The sequence below is a fragment of the Pseudoalteromonas distincta genome (assembly GCF_005877035.1).
Classification (GTDB): domain Bacteria; phylum Pseudomonadota; class Gammaproteobacteria; order Enterobacterales; family Alteromonadaceae; genus Pseudoalteromonas; species Pseudoalteromonas distincta.
In genome coordinates, this window is the sequence record NZ_CP040558.1 from 2,944,369 (window position 1) to 2,970,963 (window position 26,595).

Annotated in this window: 23 protein-coding genes; 9 read left to right on the forward strand and 14 right to left on the reverse strand. The window is 39.6% G+C overall.

Annotated features, from left to right (window positions below; all coding sequences use genetic code 11):
* Positions 1-3: 3 nt before the first annotated feature.
* The 5 genes from FFU37_RS13140 to FFU37_RS13160 all read right to left on the reverse strand — a co-directional run bounded on the left by FFU37_RS13140 (position 4) and on the right by FFU37_RS13160 (position 5,439).
* Positions 4-423 carry a group I truncated hemoglobin gene (locus tag FFU37_RS13140; RefSeq protein ID WP_024597015.1) on the reverse strand — a complete coding sequence of 140 codons (420 nt, stop codon included), beginning with the start codon at positions 421-423 and terminating at the stop codon, positions 4-6.
* Positions 423-1,256: a DUF3034 family protein gene (locus FFU37_RS13145; protein ID WP_138489672.1), complete on the reverse strand. Its 834-nt coding sequence runs from the start codon at positions 1,254-1,256 to the stop codon at positions 423-425. The genes FFU37_RS13140 and FFU37_RS13145 overlap by 1 nt, the downstream gene beginning before the upstream one ends.
* Positions 1,243-3,558 carry a bifunctional diguanylate cyclase/phosphodiesterase gene (locus tag FFU37_RS13150; protein ID WP_138489673.1) on the reverse strand — a complete coding sequence of 772 codons (2,316 nt, stop codon included), beginning with the start codon at positions 3,556-3,558 and terminating at the stop codon, positions 1,243-1,245. Before FFU37_RS13150 ends, FFU37_RS13145 begins: the two co-directional genes overlap by 14 nt.
* Complete coding sequence (locus tag FFU37_RS13155) at positions 3,551-4,213, reverse strand: methylamine utilization protein (RefSeq protein ID WP_004335512.1); 663 nt, start codon at positions 4,211-4,213, stop codon at positions 3,551-3,553. Before FFU37_RS13155 ends, FFU37_RS13150 begins: the two co-directional genes overlap by 8 nt.
* Before the next feature lie 122 nt (positions 4,214-4,335).
* Entirely contained in the window at positions 4,336-5,439 is a 1,104-nt protein-coding gene (locus tag FFU37_RS13160; protein WP_004335513.1) for a phosphoribosylaminoimidazolesuccinocarboxamide synthase, read from the reverse strand.
* 178 nt (positions 5,440-5,617) lie between these two features.
* Between FFU37_RS13160 and FFU37_RS13165 the strand changes: the two genes are divergently transcribed.
* From FFU37_RS13165 to FFU37_RS13180, 4 genes are read left to right on the forward strand one after another with little or no spacing between them, the layout of a single operon-like run.
* On the forward strand, positions 5,618-6,691 hold the full coding sequence (locus tag FFU37_RS13165) for a CDP-glycerol glycerophosphotransferase family protein (protein WP_004335515.1): 1,074 nt from the start codon (positions 5,618-5,620) through the stop codon (positions 6,689-6,691).
* A 9-nt stretch (positions 6,692-6,700) separates the two neighbouring features.
* The gene (locus tag FFU37_RS13170) at positions 6,701-7,399 is read left to right on the forward strand and encodes an ABC transporter ATP-binding protein (protein WP_138489674.1); all 699 of its coding nucleotides are present in this window, start codon (positions 6,701-6,703) and stop codon (positions 7,397-7,399) included.
* Positions 7,396-8,649 (forward strand): ABC transporter permease, encoded by a 1,254-nt coding sequence (locus tag FFU37_RS13175; RefSeq protein ID WP_138489675.1) that lies wholly within the window; start codon positions 7,396-7,398, stop codon positions 8,647-8,649. Before FFU37_RS13170 ends, FFU37_RS13175 begins: the two co-directional genes overlap by 4 nt.
* Before the next feature lie 14 nt (positions 8,650-8,663).
* Complete coding sequence (locus FFU37_RS13180; RefSeq protein ID WP_004335523.1) at positions 8,664-9,164, forward strand: DUF3299 domain-containing protein; 501 nt, start codon at positions 8,664-8,666, stop codon at positions 9,162-9,164.
* 69 nt (positions 9,165-9,233) lie between these two features.
* Here FFU37_RS13180 and mutM read toward each other — a convergent pair whose 3' ends face one another.
* Both mutM and FFU37_RS13190 read right to left on the reverse strand, forming a co-directional pair.
* Positions 9,234-10,043 (reverse strand): bifunctional DNA-formamidopyrimidine glycosylase/DNA-(apurinic or apyrimidinic site) lyase, encoded by an 810-nt coding sequence (gene mutM, locus FFU37_RS13185; RefSeq protein WP_004335526.1) that lies wholly within the window; start codon positions 10,041-10,043, stop codon positions 9,234-9,236.
* Positions 10,043-10,558 carry a hypothetical protein gene (locus FFU37_RS13190; protein ID WP_004335529.1) on the reverse strand — a complete coding sequence of 172 codons (516 nt, stop codon included), beginning with the start codon at positions 10,556-10,558 and terminating at the stop codon, positions 10,043-10,045. The genes mutM and FFU37_RS13190 overlap by 1 nt, the downstream gene beginning before the upstream one ends.
* Before the next feature lie 118 nt (positions 10,559-10,676).
* On the opposite strand from FFU37_RS13190, the gene FFU37_RS13195 reads away from it, so the two are divergent.
* Positions 10,677-11,603 carry a manganese-dependent inorganic pyrophosphatase gene (locus FFU37_RS13195; protein ID WP_004335532.1) on the forward strand — a complete coding sequence of 309 codons (927 nt, stop codon included), beginning with the start codon at positions 10,677-10,679 and terminating at the stop codon, positions 11,601-11,603.
* A gap of 201 nt (positions 11,604-11,804) precedes the next feature.
* On the opposite strand, the gene rpmG is transcribed toward FFU37_RS13195, so the two are convergent.
* From rpmG to radC, 3 genes are all read right to left on the reverse strand, one after another.
* On the reverse strand, positions 11,805-11,960 hold the full coding sequence (rpmG, locus tag FFU37_RS13200; RefSeq protein WP_004335545.1) for a 50S ribosomal protein L33: 156 nt from the start codon (positions 11,958-11,960) through the stop codon (positions 11,805-11,807).
* An 11-nt stretch (positions 11,961-11,971) separates the two neighbouring features.
* Complete coding sequence (gene rpmB, locus FFU37_RS13205; RefSeq protein WP_004335549.1) at positions 11,972-12,208, reverse strand: 50S ribosomal protein L28; 237 nt, start codon at positions 12,206-12,208, stop codon at positions 11,972-11,974.
* A 274-nt stretch (positions 12,209-12,482) separates the two neighbouring features.
* Complete coding sequence (radC, locus tag FFU37_RS13210) at positions 12,483-13,157, reverse strand: RadC family protein (protein ID WP_138489676.1); 675 nt, start codon at positions 13,155-13,157, stop codon at positions 12,483-12,485.
* Between the two features lie 144 nt (positions 13,158-13,301).
* Between radC and coaBC the strand changes: the two genes are divergently transcribed.
* From coaBC to FFU37_RS13225, 3 genes are all read left to right on the forward strand, one after another.
* The gene (coaBC, locus tag FFU37_RS13215) at positions 13,302-14,495 is read left to right on the forward strand and encodes a bifunctional phosphopantothenoylcysteine decarboxylase/phosphopantothenate--cysteine ligase CoaBC (protein WP_138489677.1); all 1,194 of its coding nucleotides are present in this window, start codon (positions 13,302-13,304) and stop codon (positions 14,493-14,495) included.
* A 111-nt stretch (positions 14,496-14,606) separates the two neighbouring features.
* Positions 14,607-15,194: a nucleoid occlusion factor SlmA gene (slmA, locus tag FFU37_RS13220; RefSeq protein ID WP_004335558.1), complete on the forward strand. Its 588-nt coding sequence runs from the start codon at positions 14,607-14,609 to the stop codon at positions 15,192-15,194.
* Positions 15,195-15,334: 140 nt separating this feature from the next.
* Complete coding sequence (locus FFU37_RS13225; RefSeq protein WP_138489678.1) at positions 15,335-18,103, forward strand: S9 family peptidase; 2,769 nt, start codon at positions 15,335-15,337, stop codon at positions 18,101-18,103.
* A 285-nt stretch (positions 18,104-18,388) separates the two neighbouring features.
* Here FFU37_RS13225 and FFU37_RS13230 read toward each other — a convergent pair whose 3' ends face one another.
* The 4 genes from FFU37_RS13230 to FFU37_RS13245 form a co-directional block, all read right to left on the reverse strand.
* On the reverse strand, positions 18,389-19,546 hold the full coding sequence (locus FFU37_RS13230; protein WP_138489679.1) for an ROK family transcriptional regulator: 1,158 nt from the start codon (positions 19,544-19,546) through the stop codon (positions 18,389-18,391).
* Between the two features lie 74 nt (positions 19,547-19,620).
* Positions 19,621-20,862: a glycerate kinase type-2 family protein gene (locus tag FFU37_RS13235; protein ID WP_138489680.1), complete on the reverse strand. Its 1,242-nt coding sequence runs from the start codon at positions 20,860-20,862 to the stop codon at positions 19,621-19,623.
* Positions 20,863-20,872: 10 nt separating this feature from the next.
* Positions 20,873-22,453 carry a sodium:solute symporter family protein gene (locus tag FFU37_RS13240; protein ID WP_033020476.1) on the reverse strand — a complete coding sequence of 527 codons (1,581 nt, stop codon included), beginning with the start codon at positions 22,451-22,453 and terminating at the stop codon, positions 20,873-20,875.
* A gap of 197 nt (positions 22,454-22,650) precedes the next feature.
* Positions 22,651-25,092 carry a TonB-dependent receptor gene (locus tag FFU37_RS13245; protein ID WP_138489681.1) on the reverse strand — a complete coding sequence of 814 codons (2,442 nt, stop codon included), beginning with the start codon at positions 25,090-25,092 and terminating at the stop codon, positions 22,651-22,653.
* 196 nt (positions 25,093-25,288) lie between these two features.
* On the opposite strand from FFU37_RS13245, the gene FFU37_RS13250 reads away from it, so the two are divergent.
* Entirely contained in the window at positions 25,289-26,590 is a 1,302-nt protein-coding gene (locus tag FFU37_RS13250) for an MGH1-like glycoside hydrolase domain-containing protein (RefSeq protein ID WP_138489682.1), read from the forward strand.
* Positions 26,591-26,595 lie beyond the last annotated feature (5 nt).

The window sequence follows — 26,595 nt, forward strand, 5'->3', positions numbered from 1 at the left end:
TGATTACATTTTTATGATTTCATCACGAAGTGGCGCCATTCTAGAAAGAATATCGTTTTGTAAGCTATGGCTAACATCTTGCTCATTCATTGCATTTATAAGCAAATCAACAACATGATTAAAATCTTTCTCTGTAATATGCATACCAGTATGAATTGCCACCATAGAGTCGCCATCGTATGTACACGGGCCCTCTACTAACATGCACATATGATTAATAAATCCTTGGCGGAAATGCGCTATATTACTGTGTTCAAAGTAATGAATTATCTGCTCGTCATTGCCTATTTGATAGATAAAGCTATCAACAATCCTGCCTATCCCCGCTTTACCATCCAGCTTTTGATAAAGTGAGAGCTTAGTAGAATTTGCACACCCACTAAGCAACCCTAAACAAATCAAAAAAATACCAACGCTTTTCATTACCAATACCCTGTTACCGATAAATACCAACCTGTTTGATCGTCAGCCCCTGCAATGCTTCCTAAATCAAGGTAAGCCGCTGTCACACTCACATGCTTGTTAGGCATCCACGCTACAAATAAGTCTTTCCAATCTTGTTCACCTAAGTTTAAGTTATTTGATTTTTGACGATACTCAACACCTACGGCTACTTCACGACTAAAAAATAGTGCTGTGCTGCCTTCAAATAATACTTTTCCGCTAGTATTTTCTCCACCGTAACCAAGTAGACCAAGTTGATTAGCTTCACTGTATCGTGTAGTTACGTTCCAAAACCAGTTATAGCCAGCAATAGCCCCTAAATGTAATTTACTAGCAGCGAGGTAGTAGTCAGTACCGCTAGTCTCTTCTGCGCCTACAAGTGTTGCAATACTGCCATCATCCAGTGATTTATGCTGAATTCCTAAGCTAAGCTGTGGCCAATCACTGTAAACAATATCGCCGTACAAACGTATTTTAGCACCTGTAATTGATTGCTCTATTTCAGCATCAAGTGCTGGTACATCAAAGCGCTGTTGGGCATAACTAAGTTCAACACGATTAAATAAATTAAGTTGTGCACCACATACGTCAAGTGTGTAGTCGGTTACATCTGCGCGGCTACAAAAGCCATTTACCGAAAATTCATCATCACTTGCATACCCAGCAAGTTGTGCCCACGGTACAATCCCCCCGCCGCCACTGCCTTCAATTTGAGAAACTCCCGGCGTAGCTAGCAGTTTTCCATTGCTTGCAATGCTCGGCACACTAACTATTAAAAACAAACTTGCTAATAAGTATTTAATTTTTTGCATAGTATTCCTCCAGCCATTCTTCTAATAGTTCTGCTTTTAAAGGCCTACTTAAGTAATAGCCTTGTGCATGGTCGCACTGCATGCCTCTAAGTAAATTTAATGAGCCAAGCGTTTCTACCCCTTCAGCTACAACCGAGAAACCTAGCTGATGTCCCAACGTAATTGATGATTGCACTATAAATTGATCTTTTTGCGATTCATCAAGTTTTAGGATAAAGCACTTATCTAGCTTAAGCTCATCAATAGGCAGCATTTTTAATCTACCAAGTGATGTTTGCCCTACACCATAATCATCTAATGATATTTTAACGCCAATTGCCTTTAGGTTTTCGAGCGCTTTAATACCTTTTTCTTCGTTTTCGATCATATCGCGCTCAGTAAGCTCAATAGTGATCAGCTTAGAATCTACTTTGTACTTTTTAAGCGTACGAACTAATGCTGCATGAAAGCCTGGAAATGCTATGTCTTGCGCAGATACATTTATTGCAGCCTGTAAGTTTATATTTTTAGACTGCCAATCAGCTACTTGTGCTACAACCGTATTAACAACCCACCCAGTAAGTTCAACAATAAGACCCGACTGCTCAGCTAAGTCAATAAACAGTTCAGGATTGACCCAGCTACCATCTTTTCGCTGCCAGCGAATAAGCGACTCAACTTTATCTATTTTTTGCGATTTCAAATGTAATTTTGGCTGATAAGTCATAAACAATTGACCATCGTCATCACTAATAGCCTGCTTTAATTCATCAAGCATTATTAAGCGATCTAAGTGCGCTTCGTCTTCGCCATTTTGATAGTAATGTATGCTCTCTTGTTTGTTTGCAGCACTTTCAACTGCAATTAGCACACGGCGCATTAAGTCATCACTTGCAATACCTTGTGTAGGATACTGCACAATGCCTGCACTAAAGCGTAAATTAATTTTTAGTTTTTGAATGGTGTAGCACGCTTGTAATTGTGCCATTAAGCCGACAATACCGCTTTTGTGTTCACGCGCTGCCGCAGTCGGAAACACAGTTAAAAACTCATCGCCGCCAATACGGGCATGAAAGCCCCCTAACTCATCCGAAAACTCACTTATTCTGCAAGCAACGGCCTTTAGGCAGTCATCACCAATGCGCGGACCGAGCTTATCGTTTATGTGGCGAAGACCTTTTATGTCTATTGCAACGAGCGTGTACTCGGCTGATGAATCTAACTCATCATCAAGCACCTCAAGCATGGCTGAGCGGTTATAAAAGCCTGTTAGGGAGTCGTGTCTAGCTTGAAAGCTAATTTGTTGCTCGCGCTGATTAATATCATTACCCATGCTATCAAACGCTGCGACTAGCGTGTCTATTTCGGTACTTTGCCTTCGCCCTTTGAATTCAAATGCATAATTACCTTGTGCAAATTGCCTTGCTATTACAGCTAGTTGAGTAAGTGGCGTAGTTAAATTATTTGCAAATATGCTGCTTGTAATAACACCTACAAACATAGTTAAAATAGCTAAAATAATAAGTGTAAAAAGCAGTTTTTCGAAGTCACTATAACTTTGAGTTAAATCGGCGCTCAGTAAAATAATTATGGGATGGGTCAACAACGATGGTAAATCTATTTCTCGGTTACGATACACTAAATACTCACCAAAAAACCGCGATGTGGTTACGGTACTAAAATAGCTAACAGGTTCAAATTGCTCAGGACGATTAGCTAATGAGCTAATAACAATATCGTCAGCACTGCCTATAAAACTTACATCCATACCTGTTAAGCTTTTTAGTTCATGGGCTACATTGTCATCAATTTTAAAACCCACCAAACTATAGGCCACTGTACGTGGCGCTTTTACAGGTAATAAAATAACTTGATACAGCTCGTTATTAAGCACCACAAAGCTTGACTCTTCTGGCGCACTTAAAAGCTCTTCCATCAAGGGCTTTAAGTTGTGTGCAAAAGCGTCTTCGTCAGTATTAGCGGAAATTAGCTTACCCGATAAATCAAGTAACAACATTAATTCGGCATCAATACGCTGACTGTGATTAAACAGCACGCTGCTGATTGTACCTGCATCTCTCGTTGCTACAGCTTGCTTAAAACCAAAATCGGAGGTGAGTACTTTTGCAGCGGTTAACAGTAGGCTTTCTTTTGACTTTAAATATTGCTTATAAACATTTTGCGCTACGGTAATATCTTGATTTACTTTTTCTTCTTGAAACTTACTCGTAGACCACCAAAAACTAAACAAGCTGACCATAGTGGTTAATAACACTAAGCCAACACATAAAATGGTTATGCGATTTCGTAAACTATTAGTCATTACCAGCCTTAAACTTACTACCAAAGGTATTTCTAGGTGCTGGAGTTGATGTGTTTACTGTTATCTGTAACTGTTTTTGAGAATTAATTGTTATCATTTTTTTATTCTCCAATGGTGCTGTTTGTAATGGATGCCACACACTCACTTGTGCAGGCAGTGTATTAATAGGCAAATTTACATAGCCTTTTTTATCTGTTTTATATACGAATTCGCTGTTAGCTACATAAATATAGCCAACCATAGAGTCATGTATATTACACCCCAAAACAACAACTCCTTGTTGCTCAAACGTAATGGGCTCTTTTGGTTGGCCTGAATATAATCTTAGTTGAAAAGGCTTAGCTTGTGAAAAAGAATAAACATGATGGCGAATATTATCGCTGTTAGGAAAGTTAACTTTTTGACCCTGTTGTACAACTAATAATTCGGGTAAAAACTGCTTATGGACTTGATCCATTATAGCAATGGGCAAATTTGATGGTGTGGCTTGTTTACCAGCAATATTAAGCTCAACCACTGCACCTGATAACTTTTGGCCGTGTTGATCTTCTATTACTAATTCAATATTTGCACTTAAAGCAAACTGACTAAAAAACAAACCTATAGCTAAAAAGTAATGACTTTTAGCAAACTTTTGCAATGCCCGTTCAAACATAACAATACCTAAACATTAATGTTAGGTTAAGTTAATTAGAGACGAGCACTAATTGCAAGAATTATAGCCCAGTAACTAAAAATAAAGATTTAGTTACTGGCTTTATTAGCACTTAAGTACTGTTATTTAACAATTAATCCGTAATCGTTATCTAAAATAGTAATAACTTCTTGGCGAGGATCTTCAGGGATCACGATATCTCTGCCAACAATTTTACTCGCTATGCCAACATAGGTATTTGACACTTCAAGCATTACTGATTCTGGTAAAATATAATCTTTAGCTAACTGCTCACGCTCACTCATGCGATCTTTATTTAATAATACGTCGCTCTCTGGCACGTTATTAATCAGTAATTGACGAAAGCCTTCTTTAGAATTTTCAACAATTTTACCGTCTTTGTAAGCAGCTTCATCCCAAATACGTGACGAATCAGGCGTGCCTACTTCATCAATATATATAAGCTGTTGCGCGCCATTTAAATCCTCTACATAACCAAACTCAAATTTAGTATCTACAAAAATTTGGTCAAGCTTCGCTAGTTCATCACTAATTAATTTAAAACCTTCAACTAACAGTTTTTCGTATTTGGTTACATCATCTGCCGATTTAAAGTTAAATACATCTAAGTTATTAGTAATATTAGCGCGAGTAATATTCACATCATCAACAGGCGGAATATCAGCAACGCCTTCAATAATACCTTTTGTTGACGGCGTAATTAAAACGTTATCAAGCTTTTGGTTCGCTTTTAAACCCTCTGGTAATTCAATACCACAAAAGTTACGTATGCCTTTAGCGTAATCGCGCCACATGCTACCCGTAATATATTGGCGAGCAATTGCCTCTACCTTTACTGTACTGGCTTTACGTACAATCCACACATACGGATGCGGAATATCTACAATATGATTGCCCGCAAGACCCGCTTTATCAAATAACTTAAACCAATGGGCTGCCACTGAGTTTAGCGCTATACCTTTACCTGGTACGCCATTTAAACCGTTTTCGCCCTGCCAAATGCAATCAAATGCAGAAATTCGGTCTGAAATAACCATAATAGCAAGCTCAGTACCAGTCGGTACTTGATAGCCTTTATCTTTAATTAATCGAGCGCTGTCTTCATCAGTTAACCAATAAACTGAACGAACTTTACCGCTGTGTACTTCACCTTTGGTACGAATGGGTAAATCATCGTTTACGTCTAAAACTTTATAGCTAGTCATGCTATCTCCGGGGTTAGGGATGCTCTTTGAGCAAAGTATGGTATGGGGTTATATGGGCTGTATAATAATCTAGCCAACCTCAAAGCTCAATCGGATGCTTAAAACAAATAAAGGCATATATTTATAAGCGACTCGCAATGGGGTAAACTTAATGTGCTAATCAGCCTGAGGAGATAGCTTGAACTACTTAACTGCCACTAAAAATAAAAAATACTTAATGTATATTTCTCAAAATTATTCATATGCTATTTTGAGGCCCATTCAGGCTGCAATATTAGCTAATGGTGGTGAAGTGCGCTGGTTTTTACAAGGTGTGGCAGTCAATCCTAATTTTTTAAAAAAAGAAGAAAAACGGCTTAATACAATAGAAGATATTCACGAATGGAAACCCGATGCAACGTTTGCACCGGCTAATTTAATACCCACTTTTTTCCCTGGTATCAAAGTAGGTGTGTTTCATGGCTTTGATGCAGGTAAGCTAGATAAAAAAGGGAATAACGATCATCTTAAAGCTAGAGGTTGTTTCGACCTGTATTGTACACAAGGCCCAAATACAACAATCCCATTTAAAGCCTTACAAAGAAAACTAGGTTATTTCAAGGTAACAGAAACTGGCTGGCCTGCTCTTGACCGACTATTTGATGGCATCACCGAAACGCCTTATACAAATAAATCAGACACCCGACCAACCTTATTAATTTGCTCTACATTTTCAAAGCGACTATCGCTTGCACCAAAGCTATATGAGCAAATAAAACATTTTAGTGAAACCGGAAAATGGCGAATTTTAATGCAATTTCATCCAAAAATGCCAACTGAATTGGTGAGCAAATATAAGGCATTAAGCAATCAAAATTTAACGTTTATTGAGACCGACGACGTAGTCCCTTTATTAAAATCAGCCGATGTTATGTTATGCGATACATCATCAGTACTTTTAATGTTTTTAGTTCAACGAAAACCTGTGGTCACCTTTTGTAATAATGCTCCTGCGGAACACTTACTTAATGTTACAGACCCCAATAAAGTTGAAGAAGCCTTAGAGCAGGCTTTCACGTACCCTAAAACACTTATGAAAAATATTGAAAGCTATTGCCAGGAACTTCATCCGTATACCGATGGTCAATCTAGCCAGCGCGTATTAAATGCAGCTAATGAATTTTTGCAAAGTAACGAAAAACTAAAGCCAAAACCACTTAATGTAATAAGAAACTTTAAAATGCGTAAAAAGCTTAATTATTGGAAATGGTAAAATAAAGTAATGATCAACCTCAAAAATGTAACTTTTAAGTGGCATAAAAGCGATAGCTCACCCACGCTCAACATAAAAGAGTTAGTTATAGAAAAAGGTGAGCATATTTTTTTACACGGTCCTAGTGGCTCAGGTAAATCGACCTTATTAGCGATTCTTGCTGGCATTAATACAGCCACTAGCGGTGAGGTATCAATTTTAAACCAAAACCTAACTAAATTAAGCAATACCACCCGTGATGTTTTTAGAGCGGATCACATTGGCTACATTTTTCAAAACTTTAACCTGCTTCCTTATTTAACTCCTATTGAAAATATAACGCTTGGGTGTGAGTTTTCAAAAAGCCGAAAACAAAAAATATTAAAGAAATCATCAAATAAAAACTCTGCCTTACAAAAAGAAGCGATACGGTTATTAAATGCTTTAGGCCTTACTGCCCAGTATCACCATAAAGATGTAGCGACACTGAGTATTGGACAGCAACAGCGCGTTGCTGCCGCTCGCGCATTTATAGGCAGCCCTGAACTAATAATTGCCGATGAGCCCACATCTGCACTCGATACAAATAACCGTGAAAGCTTTATAAACCTACTGTTTGAACAAGCAAAGTTATCTAATAGTACGCTGGTATTTGTGAGCCACGATGAAACACTAAAGCCATTATTTAACCGCTCCATTGACCTTATAAATTTGCAGGAGCAGGTATGATCATCGCTAAACTTGCTTACAAAAGCTTATTAAATCGCCGCGCAAGTGTACTGCTTACATTATTTACTATCGCCATTAGTGTAATGCTACTTTTGAGTATTGAACGTGTACGAATTGATGCTAAAAGTAGTTTTAGTAATACTATTTCGGGCACTGATTTAATTGTTGGTGCGCGTACCGGCGATATACAGTTGCTGCTTTCGTCAGTATTTAGAATTGGCCATACTAATAACGGCGTAAGTTGGAAAAGTTATGAATACATAACAAGTCAGCGAGGCGTAAAATGGAGCATACCTATAAGCCTAGGCGACAGCCATAAAGGCCAAGCGGTACTAGGCACAACACTTGATTACTTTAGTCATTATCGCTTTGCAAAAAAACAAAATTTAACCTTTAACAAAGGCCACCCTTTTGCCGCAATTAACGAAGTGGTGCTAGGTAGCGAAGTTGCAAATAAACTAGGTTATAAACTTAACGACTCTATTGTTATATCGCACGGCATGGGGAACACCAGTTTTCATCATCATGACGATAACCCATTTAAAGTCGTCGGCATTTTAAACCCAACAGGCACGCCAGTTGATAAAACGCTGCACATTCCTTTGGCTGCAATCGATTTAATTCACGGCGGTAAAGCGAGCCATGAGCATGAGCATGAGCATGAGCATGACGAACATAACAACCTAGTCGGTCACCCAAAGCAAATTACAGCATTTTTAATGGGATTTAATTCGCCTTTGTACACATTACAAATTAGGCGCAATATAAATCAATATAAGCCAGAAGCCCTGCTTGGCATTATGCCAACCGTAACACTTAAAGAGTTATGGGAAATGCTCGCCATAGTAGAAAAAATACTATTACTATTCTCAGCTGTTGTCGTGTTAGTTAGCTTACTTGGTATGTTAACGACATTGCTTGCAAACCTAAGCCAGCGACGTCGCGAACTTGCTATATTGCGCTCAGTAGGCGCTCGCCCTTGGCATTTATTTACACTTATAAGTATTGAATCATTACTGACAACTTTACTTGGTTGCCTAGTGGGTAGTGCGCTTTACTATTTAGTTATTTTTTCAGCCGGCGGTTACTTACAAAGCCATGCCGGTATAAGCGTAAATATCACAATGCTCTCTTACTATGAACTGGGCTTAATCGGGGTTATTATGGCAGCAGGTTTTATTATTGGCTTAATACCCGCTACTCGCGCTTATTTTTATTCACTCAGCGATGGCATGAGTATAAAAGCATAATTTTTAGGTATTTTATGACATTTTTTAAAACAGCTTTTCAATACATTGCTGCTATTAGCTTATTATTTATAAGCGTAGCGAGCTATGCCAATCCACCAAAAGAAATTTTTTGGGAAGACTTAATTCCCAAAGGTCATATGCAAATAGACACTCAAGCACAAGCTAATCACGAAGGCAGCGATCAAAACTGGGTGCAACCCGATTTAGATGCTCCAGTGGTAAAAGCGCTTGATGGCCAATCGGTGAGTTTGCCAGGTTTTGTTGTGCCACTTGAGGGCGATAGCGAAGTCATTACTGAGTTTTTACTCGTGCCTTATTTTGGCGCCTGTATACACGTACCACCACCACCGCCAAATCAAATAGTCCATGTAACGATTAAAGGTGGTGTGCCTATAGATAGTCTGTACGACGCAATCGTTGTAACAGGAATAATAAGCACAGAAACATGGTCGGGCGAAATAGCGCAGGTAGGATATAAAATGAAGGCAGTCGGTGTAGCACCGTTTGAGCTTTAAAATGAAGGGCCCGCTTTTAAAGCTGGCCCTTAAATCTCATTAAATTTAGAGTCGGTAAAATTAAAATAACTACTTTTGGCAATTTGAGCAAAAAATAGTACTGCGTTGCCCCAATCTAATTTCTTCCAATTCGTTTTCGCACGTCATACATGGCTTGCCTTTGCGCCCATATACTAATAACTCTTGAGCAAAATACCCAGGCTTACCATCACTTTGTGCAAAGTCTTTAAGCGTTGTACCACCTTGTGTAATAGCCGCTGCAAGTGTGTCTTTTATAATAGGGATAAGTGCTTGATAACGTTTGAGCGATACTTTTCCGGCTTCTCGCTTTGGATGTATACCCGCTTTAAATAACGATTCATTCGCGTAAATATTACCAACACCAACCACCACTGCGTTATCCATAATAAATTGCTTTACCGGTACTTTTTTATTGCGCGATTGTTCGTACACGCGTTTAGCAAAAAAATCATCGGTAAGCGGCTCAGGACCAAGCTTAGAAAGTAGCTTATGCACTTCACCGGGCTCTTGCCATAAGCAACAACCAAAACGACGAGGATCGTTTAAGCGCAGCGCTTTACCGTTGCCAAAAATAAACTCTACATGGTCATGCTTTTTAAGCGGCTCACTTTTATCTACTACACGCAAATTACCTGACATACCCAAATGTAAAATAGTGCTCCCAAGCTCACAATGTAAAAGTAAATATTTAGCTCGTCGTTCAATACTTGTAACAATTAGCCCTTCAAGTTGATACACGTCATCGGGCACTGGCCAGCGCATACTGGCATTGTAAATATTTACCTTTGTAACAACTTGGTTTTGTACGTGGGGAGTGATGCCCATTCGGCTCACTTCTACCTCTGGTAATTCAGGCATTAATTAGACTCACTTTGTGAAAAATCAAAACTAGGGAATAACTGCTGAGCAGTTTTTAAATCGAGTGCGAGTATTCGCTGGCTTCTCTTTTCGAGTAAATAATATTGACCATCGCCTTTGTAGAGCAAATAAACCCACGGCATACTTTCGCCAGCTAACTCAAATGTAGCAACGTATAAAGGCGCATTAGGATTAAAAACAACAGACTCATTAACCCCCATTAACGCCGCGCTTTGCCATTGGTTAACTAAATCACTAAGCTGCTGCTCAGACGCTTTCCACACGAGCGGTATATCTTTTTGTAGTGGTGTTGTACGCCAACTTGTTCCTATTCGCTCAATTTTTTGATCAACAAATTGCAGTGTCAGTACAAAACTTTGCTGGGGGAGTACAGCTTGTAACGCTGGTTTATCCTCACCTCCTAAAAATTGCTTATGCCAGCCATTTAAAAAGAAGATCATAATCAACATCGAAAATATTATAACGTTGTTCCAACCTTTACGGCCCAGTCGCATATAAATACACCTAGTAAATTCAAGATTTTAAAGTGTAACTAAAACTTAATTGCGCTGTCTATATGTTAAAGGCCGCAGACTTTGTTAGAATATCGACAAATTTAAAGGAGTTCCGTCAATGTCTATGTATGTAGTGGGCCATAAAATCCCAGATTCAGATTCTATTTGTGGTGCAATTGCACTGGCTTATTTAAAAAACCAAATTGATGAGCCAGCAATTCCAACTCGTCTTGGTGAAGTTTCACCTGAAACTCAATTTATTCTTGATAGATTTGGTTTTGAAGCACCAGAGCTTAAGTTAAGCTACGCTGGTGAAGATGTGTATATTGTAGATCACACAGAAAAAACACAAGCACCTGATGATATCGACCAAGCTCGCGTTGTTGGTGTGGTAGATCACCATAAATTAGGTGACTTAACATCATCGACTCCGCTTGAATGTTGGATTCGTCCTGTGGGTTGTTCAAACACCATTATTAAAATGATGTATGACTTCTACAACGTAGAAATCCCTAAAGACATCGCTGGTATCATGATGTGTGCAATTTTAAGCGATACAGTTATATTTAAATCGCCAACATGTACCACAGCCGATATTAAATGTGTTGAAGCGCTTGCTGAAATTGCAGGCATCGAAGACTTTAAAGAACTTGGTATGGATATGTTCCGCGTTAAATCTGCGGTAGAAGACACACCAGCACGTGATTTAGTAATGCGTGACTTTAAAGATTTCAACATGAACGGTAACCTAGTAGGCATTGGCCAGCTAGAAGTAATCGACCTTGCTGTTTTTGACGATATTAAAGCAGACCTTGCAGCCGATATTGCTAAGCTAAAAGTTGAGGGCAACCGCCACTCTGTATTTTTACTGCTTACCGATATAATGAAAGAAGGCTCAGAAATGCTAATTGTATCTGACGATGCAAACTTAGTTGAGCAGGCTTACGGTGTAAAACCAGAGAATGATAAAGTATGGTTAGATGGTGTACTGAGCCGTAAAAAGCAAGTAGTACCACCACTACAAGATGCATTCACAAAAATCTAATGATACCAATTTTATTAAAAACATGATTATTTTATCGCATTAAATAAATCACTAATTAAATGCTATTGGTATAACGTTTTTTGATTTAAAAGCCTTGTTGGTTATGCCAACGAGGTTTTTTATGTCAATTCACTAATCATAGTTTAAAAACAAAAAACCCAGCCTAAGCTGGGTTTTTAAATTCTAAAAGAAGAACTAAAATTACTTAATTTTAGCTTCTTTAAAAAGAACATGTTTACGAATCTTTGGATCAAACTTTTTGATTTCCATCTTCTCAGGCATGTTACGTTTGTTTTTGTCAGTAGTGTAGAAAAAACCAGTACCGGCAGTTGAAACTAAACGGATTTTATCGCGCATGATTCAGATCCTTAAACTTTAACGCCGCGAGCACGGATTTCTGTAAGAACCGTGTCGATGCCTTTTTTATCGATAATACGCATACCTTTAGTAGTAGTGCGTAATGTTACAAAACGTTTTTCACTTTCAACCCAAAAACGGTGTGTTTGTAGGTTAGGTAGGAAACGACGTCTAGTCGCGTTTCTCGCGTGTGAACGGTGATTACCAACCGCTGGACGCTTACCTGTAACTTGACATACTTTAGACATGTCTATATATCTCCAATAACTTCGCTCGAGCTTAATTTAATCTAAGGCCGTGTATTTCCGCCCTAGAGATAAATCGAAGGGCGCTCTTTATACAGCTTTTACAGGCAAAGATCAAACACTGATCTATCCAATCAGCTCATATATGTAAATTTGATAGCGGCTAATTATAAAGATCGAATGCCCTTAGGGAAAGTAAAAACTGCATTTAAATTAAACTAATTTGCCAAAACACGTTAAACAGCTCATTTTTAACACACTTATGTGTCTAACAAAGCTAAATCAGGCCTCGCTCGGCAAACGAAACACAGGTTTCTCCACCAACAATGATGTGATCGAGCACACTTATGTCGACCAATTGCAGTGCTTGCTGCAATTTATTAGTAATAAGTTTGTCTGCTTGGCTCGGTTCTGCAATACCACTTGGGTGATTATGCGCAAAAATAACAGCGGCTGCATTATTTTTAAGGGCAGCCTTTACCACTTCACGCGGATAAACACTGGCAGAATTAATTGTGCCATAAAAAAGTATTTCGTCTTTTACTAATCTATTTTGGCTATCTAGGTATAACACCATAAATACTTCTTGTTGCAAGCCTCGCATTTGAATTGTTAGATAGTCATAAACTGAGTTTGGCGAATTAAACACTGCATCTCGTTGGCAACGCTCCTGCATATAACGTTGACTTAGCTCTAATACAGCTTGTAGCTGCACATACTTAGCGGTCCCTAACCCCTTTTGAGAGCAAAACTCCTCAATACTGGCATTAAACAAATTATGTAGGGATTTATTTTCATTTAATAGATGCTGAGCCAACTCAATTACATTCATTCCCGGTAACCCTGTTCGTAAAAATATGGCAAGGAGCTCAGCATCAGTAAGCGCTTTAGCTCCTTTGGAGATGAGTTTTTCACGAGGTCGAAGTGAGTTTGGAAGTGAAGTAAGTTGCATTGTTCATCCTTGAGAGGCGAAAGTGTCTTATAAATGTAATGCAAATTTAAAATTTAGCCTGTTATTTCGAATTAAAAAACTTCGCTGTACGGGTAAAGATTTGTTATTTTAAGCCCAATATTTAATAAAAACTGATGAACATTCATGACTAACTTAACAAACAAAAAAATTGTACTAGGTATTACCGGCGGTATTGCAGCTTATAAATGCGCAGAACTCGTTAGGCGATTAAAAGACGCTGGTTGTGAAGTAAAAGTAGTTATGACTGAATCAGCTAAACACTTTATTACACCACTGACCATGCAAGCCGTTAGTGGGGAAACAGTCTCTGACTCATTACTAGACCCTTCTGCTGAAGCTTCAATGGGGCATATTGAATTTGCAAAATGGGCTGACTTAATTTTAGTTGCCCCAGCTACCTGTAATATTATTGCAAAAATGGCAGCCGGCATTGCTGACGACCTACTAACAACGTTACTGCTAGCAACGCCTGCAAAAGTCGCAGTTGCACCAGCCATGAACCAGCAAATGTATGCACACGCAGCTACACAAGCAAATTTAGCCACATTAAAAGCACGTAACGTACTTATTTGGGGCCCAGGTAAAGGTGAGCAAGCCTGTGGCGATATCGGCGCTGGGCGCATGTTAGAGCCACATGAGCTAGTTGCACTATGTACAGCAAAAGAGCAACCGCAATTACTTGCAGGAAAAACAATTACAATAACGGCAGGCCCAACGCGTGAGCCTCTCGATCCGGTACGTTTTATATCAAATCACAGTTCTGGAAAAATGGGTTATGCACTAGCAGAAGCCGCTTTGCAATTCGGTGCTAAGGTTAATTTAATTTCGGGTCCTGTCACTATAAAAGCCCCTACTGGCGTAAACCTTATTAATATAGAAAGCGCTGAGGAGCTATTAACTGAGTCACTTACCTATGCACCACAATCTGATGCTTTTATAGGTTGCGCTGCTGTTGCGGATTATCGAGCTGCAAGCATTGCGACTCAAAAAATGAAAAAGCAAGGCGACGAACTCACTCTTACTTTAACTAAAAACCCTGACGTAATTGCAGCTATTGCAAACCTTACACAAAACCGCCCTTATACGGTTGGATTTGCCGCCGAAACTCAAAATGTAGAAAGCTATGCTAAAGGTAAACTACAAAATAAAAATCTAGATATGATTTGCGCTAATGACGTATCAAAAAGTGGCTTAGGGTTTAATTCCGATCATAATGCTTTAACACTGTACTGGCACAATGAACAACTAGAATTACCAACAACAAGTAAAGTAGAAATAGCTCGCAAGGTGATCGAACAGCTGGCTAAACATCTATAAAAAGGCTGGAAACAAACTGAATAAAACATTAACATACGCCAATCATTTGAACAAAAAATGACTAGGGTTCTTAACTGCGCCACTAAGAATAACTAATAAAAAGGAATGTTCATGCCTGCGACAAAAAGAAGTAATCGCAAAGAGCAAATACTGCAAGCACTCGCACAAATGTTAGAAACTAATTTAGGGCAACGCATCACCACAGCAAAACTAGCTGCTGAGGTGGGTGTGTCTGAAGCCGCGCTATACCGTCATTTTCCGAGCAAAGCGCGTATGTTTGAGGGCTTAATTGAGTTTATTGAAGATACCCTTTTATCTCGTATAAATATTATTATTGAAAACGAAAAAGAAAGCCAAACGCGCATTTACAACATTTTATTATTACTTCTAACCTTTGCTGAAAAAAACCCAGGCATTACTCGTATTTTAACGGGTGATGCTCTGCAAGGTGAGCAAGAACGTTTACGCGAACGTGTACAAACCTTGTTTGAAAAACTAGAAACTCAGTTTAAACAAGTACTTCGTGAGCGCAAATTACGTGAAGGTAAAAACTTTCAAAGTGATGAGCTTACACTTGCAAACTTTTTACTAGCCTACGTTGAAGGCAAAATGAATCAATTTGTACGTAGCGATTTTAAAGCAAAACCAAGTGTTCAATTTGAAAAGCAATGGCTTGAGCTACAAAAAATTTGGCTGTAATGTTTGCTAAATTAATAAATTGAATACTAAAAAACGACCTACGGGTCGTTTTGTCGTATGTAGCTGCCATTTATCTGATCCGCTCGAATTATGAACCAAACTCGTTACAATGAAACAATGTCATAATACGAGAATCAATAATGAAAACAAAACTCACCTTATTAAGCACGGCACTCGTTGCCAGCTTAACTAGCATCGGCATACACGCCAAAGAATCGCTACAATTTAAAGACGTATTTAGTTTTAAATCAGCTAAAAGCACACAACTATCTGACAATGGTCAAGTACTCACTTTTAGTGCAACGCCGTATCGTGGAAATGCAACTGGTCAAGTTTACTCACTACAAAGCAATACACTTATCGCAGAAGTAGAACGCGGCACTAAGCCTCATATTAATAAAGCCGCTAACTGGGTCGCTTTTACACAAGTACCTACCTTACTTGAAAAAGAAACAACCAAAAAAAAAGACACACTTAAAAACAATCTGGTACTCGTAAACACACAATCAGGTGCCCAACAAAGCTTTGCAGATGTAAAAGATTACACGTTATCTGATGACGGTATGTGGCTTGCTTATCGTTTAAATAAAAAAGACGATGACGCAAAAGTAGAAGATAAAACCGATAGCACTAAAAACGAAGAAGACAACGCTATCACGCCCGATAAAAAAGATAAGAGCTATGCGCTTGTTATCGTAAATTTATCTGATAAACGCACCCATACAATAGAAAACGTATTTAGCTACGCTATTAACTCAGCTAACAGCCAGCTATTAGTGAGTCAAAGTTACAGCGATGGTAATAACAACCAAATAGCGTTAATTGAGCTCAGTGACTTTAATAGCAGCGTATTAATTGATGAACCGGGCGTAATCGCAAATAAAATAGCGTGGCACCCCACTGACAATATTGCAGCGTTTACATTGGGTAACTATGTAAATGATGACACGCGCCGCCGAAGCTACACTTTACAGCTATATAAAAACGAGAAGCTCTCAACTATAGATTCACCTAATAAAACATGGACTCTAGGTAAAACAGCTTCCCTTGAATGGTCAGAAAATGGCGAGCGTTTATATTTTGAAAACCATCCTAATTTGGCAGCCAAAGTAAAAACTAAAGAATATACCGACGAAGCCTCACTATACGATTTTGACACCATTGTTGAACACAAAGGTCTTAATGTATGGCACAACAACGATGCGCAAATAAAACCACGTGAAGAGCAGCAATGGAACGAAGTTAATAAAAATCGCCATTACAGTGCGGTGTATCACGTTAACTCGCAAAAAGTTGCGCAACTTAGTACACCAAACATGCCAGAGGTTGCACTAAACCCTCAGCGAGATGTGTCTTTACTTGGCTCATCTAACATCCCCTACCTAGAAAAAATAATGTACGGCGGTTTTTTTGCTGATTACTTTGCAGTAAATATAAATACCGGTAAACAAACTCCAATTATAAGTAACTACCCGTTTAGACCGAGCCTTGCCCCTAATGGTGAGTTTGCAGCTTATTTTAGCGATAGCCAAATACAGTTAAAAGATTTAAAAAATAATAAAGTAACACTGCTTACAAAAGCGATTCAGGCAACCTTTGCTGATGATAAACACGACTACCCATCTACTCAACCTGGTTATGGTTTTGCAGGTTGGATGACCGATAGCAGCCAAGTGCTTGCTTATAGCAAATACGATATTTGGGCATTTGACGTAAAAACTAAGCAAGCTAAACGCCTAACTAATGGTAAGCAAAGCAATACGCAGTACCGTGTTATTAAGCTTGATAAAACCCAAGTGGGCTTTAAAAAAGGCGATACATTACTTGTCTCTGCTATTAACTTACAAACTAAACAAAGCGAAGTTGCAAAGCTCGACTTAACCACTAACACACTAACTAAGGTGCTTAGCGGTAATAAACGCTTTGATATGGTTAAAAAAGCCAAAAAGGCTGACAAGTACTTATTTACCTCGCAAACTTATAGCCAATTTCCTGATTACTACCAAACTGATTTTAGCTTTAGCGCACCAAAACAAGTGACCACGCTAAACCCACAAATTAGTAATTTTGCGTGGGGCGAAAAGCCAGAACTAATAAGCTATAAAGGTTTTGATGGCGAAGACTTACAAGGCGTACTAATAAAACCTGCGGGATATAAAAAAGGCGATAAAGTGCCTGTGGTTGTGTATTTTTACCGTTACATGAGCCAGCGTATGTTTGATTTTCCAAAAATGGAATTAAACCATCGCCCTAATTTCCCTATGTTTACCTCAAATGGTTATGCGGTATTTTTACCTGATATTCGTTTTGAAATAGGTCACCCGGGTAAATCGTCAACGCAAACCATGATAAACGCCACCCAAAAATTAATAGATTTAGGCATAGCCGACCCTGATAAAATAGGTTTACAAGGTCACTCTTGGGCGGGCTATCAAAGTGCGTTTATGATAACCCAAACAGATATGTTTAAAGCGGTTGTATCTGGCGCGCCAGTATCAAACATGACAAGTGCTTACAGTGGCATACGTTTAAAATCAGGTCTTGCTCGTCAGTTTCAATACGAAACAGGGCAAAGCCGTATAGGTAAAAACTTATTTGAAGCACCAGAACTGTACATAGAAAACTCACCGGTGTTTTTTGCAGATAAAGTAAATACCCCTATTTTAATTATGTTTGGCGATAAAGACGATGCAGTGCCTTGGCACGAAGGCGTGCAGTACTACTTAGCACTTCGCCGCGCTGGTAAAGATGCAACCTTTTTACAATACGAAGGTGAACCACACCACTTGAAAAAGTTTCCTAATCAGGTCGATTTTTCAGTACGTATGATGCAGTACTTTGATCATTACTTAAAAGGCAAACCAGCTGCAAAGTGGATGACACAAGGCGAAGCATTCGTTGAAGAGTAAATAACCCACACAAAAAAGCCGATATTACATAAAACAATATCGGCTTTTTCGTTTTTAAAATGTGTATTTCTTATACCAATTCGCTTAATTAAATAAGCTATTTTGAGGCTGGAAAAACGTGTTGATAGCTAGGCAAAAAATTCGATATTTAGTTGTTCTCGGCAATTGCTCCTGCATTGCTCTACCTTCTGCATCCATGCAGTCGTAAATGAGAATTTTTTAACGCAGGTAGCGACACGTTTAGCCCCGCAAAATGATTAAGTATTATTGCGGATTGGTATTAAGCTACAAACACAACTCTCTAAATGGCAATGTGGCTGCGCCAATTGATACCGGAAAATTATCAATATTAGATACCACCAGCTTTGGCATAGGGCGTTTAGCGCCACGTCTAAATTGTGCATAAACCTCAGTTCGTGCAATAACTTTTTCAGCCAACTCTTTTGGAATATGGCCACCAATAATAATCGCTTCAGCATCTAATAATGCAGAGCAACAGGTTGCCACTAAATCAAATGAGTCTTGAACTTTAAACAGCCATTCTTCAACACCTGGCCAATCGGGGTCAAAGTTGTCATGCAGGTCGTAAATAGAAGTAACCGCTACGCCATTTTTTTTCAAAATACGTTTTAGTAATTCAAGATTGGGGTGGGCATATAATTTAGGCGGTAGCATGTCGCCAAGCTCACCTGCATTTCCGTATGTACCGCGCAGTACGTCGCCATTATTTACAATACCGCCACCAAATGCGGCCGACACAAACATATAAACAAAGTTTTTATACTCGCGTCCAATACCAGCAACACCCTCACCTGCGGCTGCGCCTGTAGCATCGTTAACAACCCAAGTAGGGAGTTGAAAATGCTGCGACACAATATCGATAATATCAACCTGCGACCACTCTTCTAGCATATGGTGGGTATTCATTTTCCCATCCATTGAGCTAAAAAAGCCAGAGATACCCACACCCATTCCCAGTACTTTTTCACTTGAAATGTCACGCTCAGCGCTTATATCTTCTACCAGCTTTTGTGCACATTTAAGCACATTATTAATGCTCATATCCGACATTAGCTGCATATGGGTATAAACCACCTTTCCCGTAAAATCCATTACGGCAAGCGAAATAGCATCAAGCAAAATAGCTAAGCCAAAGGTAAATCCGTAATCGGGATTAAGGGCAATGCCAAATCCAGGTTTGCCTTTTTTATTAGGAATTAGCGTATCAGTTTGTACAATTACACCGTGTTGGGTTAACGACTTAAGTAAACGCGACACAGTTTGCTGTGGAATACGAGTTGCGCTCACAATATGACTTTGAGTTACGCACTTTTCCCAAAACACCACTTTTATAATATCGCGCTCAATATCTTGAAATAGCTTTTCGCCTTTTCCAAGCTCAAAACCAGAGCGTAATAAGTTACTGTTGTTTAACGAAAACATAGGTATTAACCCTAACAAAATTGGAGCACAAGATTACGTGAAACCATTATAAAGAACAAGTGGGCAAACTGCGCCTACTCAATCACTATCACTCTAAAATCGTTCACATTTGTGTTAGTTGGCCCAGTAATAATTAAATCATCAATAGCTTTAAAAAACTGATGGCTATTATGACCTTCTAACTGTGCATGTAAGTTTTCGCCAGCATCTTGTGCGCGAGCAATCGTACTGTTATTTATATACGCACCCGCTACATCTTTACTACCATCTACACCATCGGTATCACAAGCAAGTGCGTAAATACCCGCTTCGCCATTAAGTGCCTCAGCCAACGCCATTAAGTATTCTTGATTGGGCCCGCCATCGCCATAAATATCAGCAACGGTTACGGTAAGCTCGCCACCAGAGAACAACATAACGCGCTTGCCTTGGGATTTTTGATCAAGAGCGATAGCCGCATGTTGCTTTGCAACCTCTTTAGCCTCGCCTTGAATATCATACCCTAGTACCTGGGTTTCCCAGCCTTCGTGCTGTGCAACACTTATAGCGCTATCAATAGCATGCTGTGCATTTGCAACAATAAAGTACTCACCCACGGTGTCAGCAACTCGTTCTTGCTCTGGTTTTAATAAATGCGCTTCAACCTCTGCAATTACCGGCCAATTGTACTTTTGTAAAATAGCCAGTGCATCGGCTTTAGTACTGCCATCGCTAATAGTAGGGCCTGATGCTATATCACTTGGTTTGTCCCCTACTACATCTGAAATAATGAGCGTAACGTAATCCGACTTAGCGGCCTGCGCTAACTTACCGCCTTTAACAAGTGACAACTGCTTACGCACTACATTTATTTCATCAACGCTTGCACCACTTCTAAGTAAAAACTGATTAAGCTTTTGCTTTTGTGAAAAAGGCACATCATCAACAGGTAGGCACATCAACGACGAACCGCCCCCCGAAATAATAAACAAAATAGGAATATCAGCCGGATTATTTTTTACAAGTTCTAATAACTCTTTGCCAGCGGCTAAGCTGTTATCGTCTGGTGTTGGGTGGTTTGCACTAAGCACTTTAATTCGCCCAGTATCACCGCTACTTTCGTAGCCATAACGCGTTACCACTGCGCCAAAACATTTATCACCATAAAAGCGATTAACTTCGGCGGCCATTTCAGCGGCGGCTTTACCCGCCCCTACTACACACAAACCTTTGCTTGCATCTATATTTTCTAAATACTTACTCATGCAAGCACTTGGTTTACAGGCATTTACCGCAGTGGTAAATAAATCAATTAAAAACGACTTTTTAGAATCCATTAGTCACAGCTCACGAAAAAATTGAAGGAATAGCTAAACAAATTAATATCATCACAATAAACATGCTAAGTAGCATAACGATATCTTTGCCAGTTAAAATTGAGTTTGATACGGTCTCGGCATTTTGTACTTTTGTGACTTCGTTTACCTCTCTTGGAATTAAACGACTCGTAACATAAATAATCACCGCAGCGCTTACAAAACCGATAAAATTCCACCAAAACCAAAAAACATCTGGCGCAAATACCGACACCAACAAATTAATTAATACACCACTAATTAAGCCAATATTGGCATGCAATGCAGCACTGCGTTTACTTAATACAGCAACTAAAAATACCGCCAATATTGGGCCATAAAATAACGAGCCGACTTTGTTAATAGCTTCAATAATGGTCGGCGCAATGTCACCGGCAAAAAGTGATAGTACTAAGGTAATTGCGCCCCATGCTAAACCTAAGTATTTAGCTAACTTTAAGTAAGATGGTTGGTCTAGCTCTTTATTTGAAATACGGCTGTAATCTTCAATACTTACCGCCGAAAGTGAATTAATTGCAGAGCTAAGTGACGACATCGCTGCCGACAAAATAGCGACAACTAACAAACCAATTAAGCCGTGCGGTAGGTAATCTAAAATAAATATAGGCATCATCCAATCAGGGTTATCTGCTGGAATTTTTGCTAAAAATTCAGGGTTACTCATTGCCAGTGTGCCAACGATTAAACCCGACACACAATATAAAATAGTAATAGGGAAGCGCACTACACCATTTGCTAAAATCATGTAGCGTAGATTTTTAGGATCTTTTGCACTGAGCGCACGCTGCGCTTGCGTTTGGTCACATCCGTAGTAAGAGGCGTAAAGTACCACACCACCAAAAATCATCGGTAAAAAGCCAAAGCCATCACCACTAAAACCAAATGAATCAAACTTAATCGCTTCTAATCGGCTCGAGTCAACATTGGCAATAAAGGTATCAACCCCACCTAAGTGATATAGTCCAAACCCAATACAAGCAATAGTACCCAGTACAATGATGATCATTTGAATTGCATCACCGTACACTACAGCTTTCATCCCGCCTTGCAATGAATACAAAACGGTTATAACACCCGTTAGTACAATAGCTTGCCATGCTTCTATTCCCATGGTGCCTTGTAATATAAGCGATACCGCGTAAATCATAATGCCGGTGGCAAACGCACGGCTAAATTGAAACACCACACTAATAAGCACACGGGTTGAGCGGCCAAAGCGCATTTCTAGATAATCGTAAATACTGACAATGCCGCTTTTATAAAGCTTGGGTAAAATAGTCGCTAAAATTAAAATCATCGCCAGCGGAACACCCAACTCATACGAGAGCCATTGCATACCACCGCCTTCACGCAAACCAACAAATGCAGGAGCCGAAATAAAGCTAATAGCCGAAAGTTGAGTGGCCATTACCGACAAAGCCAAAGGTTTCCAACCTAAGCTTTTACCCCCTAAAAAGTAATCACTTTTATTGGTTTGTTCGCGTAGCATAAATCCCATTACCAATAAGGCACCAAGATAAAGAGCAACTATTGAAAAATCTAATATATTCATAATTTATTCGCGTATTCACAATATGAAAACACTGCGCCTTTTCAAAATTAAAATACCAAACGGCTACCTGCCCTTACCTTTTTGAATAAACGAGCCTAGTCAAAAAGATAAACCTGTAGCTAACTTAGCTGAAAAATGCATCACAATGCAAAAAGCCTATTAACCCCAAAGTGAGTTAATAGGCATAAAGCATTTATTTAAAAGTCGTATTTAACTCTTAAAGTAACGCGTCGTGGGAGAATTGGGCGACCTACAAAGTATGGGTTATCTGCCGTTTGGCTGTTACCTAGACGAGGCGAACCTTCAGTAACACCGTCAGAATCAAACAGGTTAAATACCCCAACGCTTAAGCGTACTGTTTGCTCTGGTGCAACTTGCCAGTTATAGCCTGCATCAAATCTAAATAAGTGGAATGAATCAAGTTCCACAGAGTTTGCATCATTAGCAAAGTTTTTACCTGTAAAGTTATGGTAAATCGATGCATCCCAGTTATCTGCGGTGTAGCTAATAGATGAGTTAAATAATATTTTTGGTTTACGACGTAATTCGTTACCAATAATAGAAGTGTCTGAGTCAAATTCAGTAAATTCGTGATCGGTATAGGTCATGTTGGCATCAACAGCCCACTCATCGGTAATATCGTAACGACCGGTAAGCTCAACACCCGTTGCTTTAGTTGATTGCATAACTGGCAGCTCTAATACGCCCCCATTACCATCATTTACAAAGTCTACGCTGCGTCTGTCTTTTAAGTCAGTTCTAAATAACGCAATGCTGCCGCTAAAGTCGTTATCAAAAAACTTAACACCTAGCTCGCCTTGCTCAACAATTTCGGCTTCGTAGCTGGCAGGCTCGCCTAAATCATTAAACTGAATACCTCTAATTTCTGGGAAGAAAAACCCGCGAGATGCATTGGCATATACATTTAAATTATCAGTTAAGCGATATAACGCCGCCCCTGATACAGCAAATTCAGACGTGTCGACTTCGCCGTAAGTCATTACACCACTGCCCGTAGTGTTAACTTGTAAGTTAGGTGCAAGCGTTGGATCATCTGAAATCTGAACTACTTGGCTGCCTTCGCGACTAATTTTTCCTTCAATTTCTTCGTAGCGAACACCAAAGTCAAAAATCCAATCGTCGCTTTCCATTTGATCCGCTACGTACAATGCTCTGCGGGTAGCGCTAATGGTTTGGTTAGTATAAGAAATGCCTGGGCCACTAATACCATTTTGAGTGTACTGAACCTCATCGCCATTAACATCGGTATACGTTAAGTCGATTAAGCGAGGGTTGTTATTAAACTCACCTAAATAAGTTGTAATAACGTTATCGTCGTCGGCTTCACTGTGCGAGAAAAATGTACCGACTGTAATATCATGGCTAAAATCACCTACAAAAATACTTTTGATGATATTAAATTCTGCAGAAAAATCTTCAGCTGGGCGGTCGCGGTCTAAAATACGGTTAGCAAATAGTAAGTCATCGCTTGCAAGTGCGACACCTGAATTAACATAAGAAAACTCAGCACCGCTTGCATCACCTAGCCCTCTGTTAGCTAAAAAGTCGTCTTGGCTTTCAGGTACATTAATAATACCGTCGCCGTCTAAAAATAGATTAAATTCGTGTTGGTATTTAGCGTATTTACTGCGCATATTAATGGCAAAATCGTTAGCGAGTTCTTTTTCAAACACCACTGAAATAGAACCACCTTTAGTAACTACACCATCACTGATTGGCGATTCATAACGACCATTTGCTGTATCGTACGTTAAGTTAGATACTTGCGCCGTTTGCAGTGATTCGACTTCACGACCATCGTTACCAATTAAGCGCTCGCGGCTGTCGCCATCAAGTGGAATAGGTAAGTAAAACTGAGCTTGGTCGTCAATGTACTGTCCGTAAACAGTAAATGAGCCAGAGCCATCATCAAATTCTTTACGAATATTACCACGCAACTGTGTACCTTTAGTCTCAAGGCCTGTATCTAAAGGGCCCTCGTCGTAACGGTAAAAACCAGAAAGCGCATAATATAAGCCGTCTTCGTTAAGTGGACCGCTCGTTGCAAAATCTAAGCGAGTACGCCCTTGGTCAGAAAGCTCCATTTGTACGGTACTTTGCGGATCATCACTGCCCGTTTTAGAAATATAGTTAATAATGCCGGCCACAGAACCTTGGCCAAATAAATTAGATACACCACCACGCACAAACTCTACGCGCTCAATACCCAAATCATTACGGTAATACACATCAAACGCCGATGAGTTTAAACCAAAAACACTCAAACTAGGTGAACCGTCGTACGACAGTGGCGTAAACTGAAACTGACCCGATGAAGGTAAGCCTCTTACTTGTAGGTTAGTAGCGACTTCACCGCCACCGCCTTCTACTTTAATACCCGGAATATAGCGAAGCACATCCGCTTGGCTACTTGAAGAGAGCTTTACCAGCTCGTCTTCACTAATAGATGTTACTGATTGTGGAGTGTCTGAAATAACACGCCCTTTACTGGTACCAGAGACGATAATACGCTCAACGTTATTAGCTTTTTTTGCTGTATCTGGTGCAGCTTCTTCTGCTGCATAAGCGCCCTGTGCAAGGCATAAAGATACAATAGAGGCGATCGTTGTTTTATTCACGGGTATTCTCCAATTGTGCTAGTTGTCTGTGTGTATTTACTTAGAGTGTGGCTAAGCAAAGCCGAAATAATCAAGTAAACATGTTAGTTTTTTGTTACTTCGAACAGGATTTAAGCACAGAAAAAAAACATTTACAACCCATAATGAGTGCTTTAATATTGTGAAAATCGGAAATAACACACAAAGAGCACCCAATATGACGACTATAAACAGCGGTAAAATTGACTCAGCAACGGCTTCATCGCTTGCAGACCTTGCTACTAAAACACTTATAGCAAACGACTTAGGTGGCTATACAGTACCAACACATGGCCTATACCCGTTTCAGTGGAACTGGGATTCAGCCATTACAGCGCTAGGCTGGATGAAATCAGACGAAAGCCGAGCATGGCAAGAAATTGATGTGTTATTTTCAGGCCAATGGGATGATGGCATGGTGCCGCACATCTTGTTTCATAAAGATTCTGATACTTATTTTCCTGGTCCTGACGTATGGGGTTCGGATAAAAAAATTAAAAGTACGTCTATTTCACAGCCGCCAGTAGTCGCCACTGTAATGAAAGAAATGCTTGCCAGCGCTAAAGATAAAACACTTTCAGAACAAAAAGTTAAAGCGTTATTTTCACAAGTAGTTGATTATCATTTATGGTGGTACAACGACCGAGATCCTGAAAAAACAGGTTTAGTTGTAACCTACCACCCGTGGGAATCGGGCATGGATAACAGCCCATCGTGGGATGACGCTCTTCATGCTGTGCCATGTGTGGATTGGGAATATACGCGCCGCGATACAAGTCATGTAGATTCTTCTCAGCGCCCACATAAAAGTGAGTACGACCGCTTTTTATACCTTGTAGACTTTTTTAAACGTAACAACTTTGACAGTAAAGTAATTTACGAAACCTGCCCGTACAAAATGAATGACCTAGGTATTATTGCTATTTTACACCGTGCAACCAAAGATTTACTCAAAATGGGTGAACAACTTGGCTTAAACGATGCTCGCACTGATTACTTAGCACAGCGCTTACAAATAACAGAGCAAGCCATAAACACTTTATGGTGTGAACAAAGCCAGTACTTTTATTGCAGAGATGTATTAACTAACAGCTTGGCTAAAGTTAAAACATCAGCCGCGCTATTAACTGTATATGCAGGTTTAACAAGCGATGAGCAAACTAAAATAATTAATACAGCCACCGAAGATTTTATTGAGTCGAGCCAATTTAGTGTGGCATCTACTCACCCTAAAGAGGAAAAATACGAGCCACAACGCTACTGGCGTGGCCCGATTTGGTTACACATCAACTGGATGATAGCCATAGGCCTTAAAGAGGCAGGCTTTGCAACAACGGCTGACAAAATTCAAGATGACACTCGCAACTTAGTTGTTAAGTCAGGCTACTACGAATATTTTAACCCAGAAACAGGTGCAGGCTGTGGTGGTAAAGATTTCTCGTGGACGGCTGCAATAGCATTACATTGGCTACTTGACTAATAACT

Bases quoted from the DNA above. Each gene is read 5' to 3' on its own strand.
- FFU37_RS13140 (WP_024597015.1), bottom strand. From the start codon at position 423: ATGAAAAGCGTTGGTATTTTTTTGATTTGTTTAGGGTTGCTTAGTGGG.
- radC (WP_138489676.1), bottom strand. From the start codon at position 13,157: ATGCAACTTACTTCACTTCCAAACTCACTTCGACCTCGTGAAAAACTC.
- FFU37_RS13155 (WP_004335512.1), bottom strand. From the start codon at position 4,213: ATGTTTGAACGGGCATTGCAAAAGTTTGCTAAAAGTCATTACTTTTTA.
- FFU37_RS13150 (WP_138489673.1), bottom strand. From the start codon at position 3,558: ATGACTAATAGTTTACGAAATCGCATAACCATTTTATGTGTTGGCTTA.
- FFU37_RS13170 (WP_138489674.1), top strand. From the start codon at position 6,701: ATGATCAACCTCAAAAATGTAACTTTTAAGTGGCATAAAAGCGATAGC.
- FFU37_RS13195 (WP_004335532.1), top strand. From the start codon at position 10,677: ATGTCTATGTATGTAGTGGGCCATAAAATCCCAGATTCAGATTCTATT.
- coaBC (WP_138489677.1), top strand. From the start codon at position 13,302: ATGACTAACTTAACAAACAAAAAAATTGTACTAGGTATTACCGGCGGT.
- FFU37_RS13230 (WP_138489679.1), bottom strand. From the start codon at position 19,546: ATGTTTTCGTTAAACAACAGTAACTTATTACGCTCTGGTTTTGAGCTT.
- FFU37_RS13250 (WP_138489682.1), top strand. From the start codon at position 25,289: ATGACGACTATAAACAGCGGTAAAATTGACTCAGCAACGGCTTCATCG.
- slmA (WP_004335558.1), top strand. From the start codon at position 14,607: ATGCCTGCGACAAAAAGAAGTAATCGCAAAGAGCAAATACTGCAAGCA.
- FFU37_RS13225 (WP_138489678.1), top strand. From the start codon at position 15,335: ATGAAAACAAAACTCACCTTATTAAGCACGGCACTCGTTGCCAGCTTA.
- rpmG (WP_004335545.1), bottom strand. From the start codon at position 11,960: ATGCGCGATAAAATCCGTTTAGTTTCAACTGCCGGTACTGGTTTTTTC.
- FFU37_RS13240 (WP_033020476.1), bottom strand. From the start codon at position 22,453: ATGAATATATTAGATTTTTCAATAGTTGCTCTTTATCTTGGTGCCTTA.
- FFU37_RS13145 (WP_138489672.1), bottom strand. From the start codon at position 1,256: ATGCAAAAAATTAAATACTTATTAGCAAGTTTGTTTTTAATAGTTAGT.
- FFU37_RS13175 (WP_138489675.1), top strand. From the start codon at position 7,396: ATGATCATCGCTAAACTTGCTTACAAAAGCTTATTAAATCGCCGCGCA.
- FFU37_RS13190 (WP_004335529.1), bottom strand. From the start codon at position 10,558: ATGCGACTGGGCCGTAAAGGTTGGAACAACGTTATAATATTTTCGATG.
- rpmB (WP_004335549.1), bottom strand. From the start codon at position 12,208: ATGTCTAAAGTATGTCAAGTTACAGGTAAGCGTCCAGCGGTTGGTAAT.
- FFU37_RS13160 (WP_004335513.1), bottom strand. From the start codon at position 5,439: ATGACTAGCTATAAAGTTTTAGACGTAAACGATGATTTACCCATTCGT.
- FFU37_RS13235 (WP_138489680.1), bottom strand. From the start codon at position 20,862: ATGGATTCTAAAAAGTCGTTTTTAATTGATTTATTTACCACTGCGGTA.
- mutM (WP_004335526.1), bottom strand. From the start codon at position 10,043: ATGCCTGAATTACCAGAGGTAGAAGTGAGCCGAATGGGCATCACTCCC.
- FFU37_RS13180 (WP_004335523.1), top strand. From the start codon at position 8,664: ATGACATTTTTTAAAACAGCTTTTCAATACATTGCTGCTATTAGCTTA.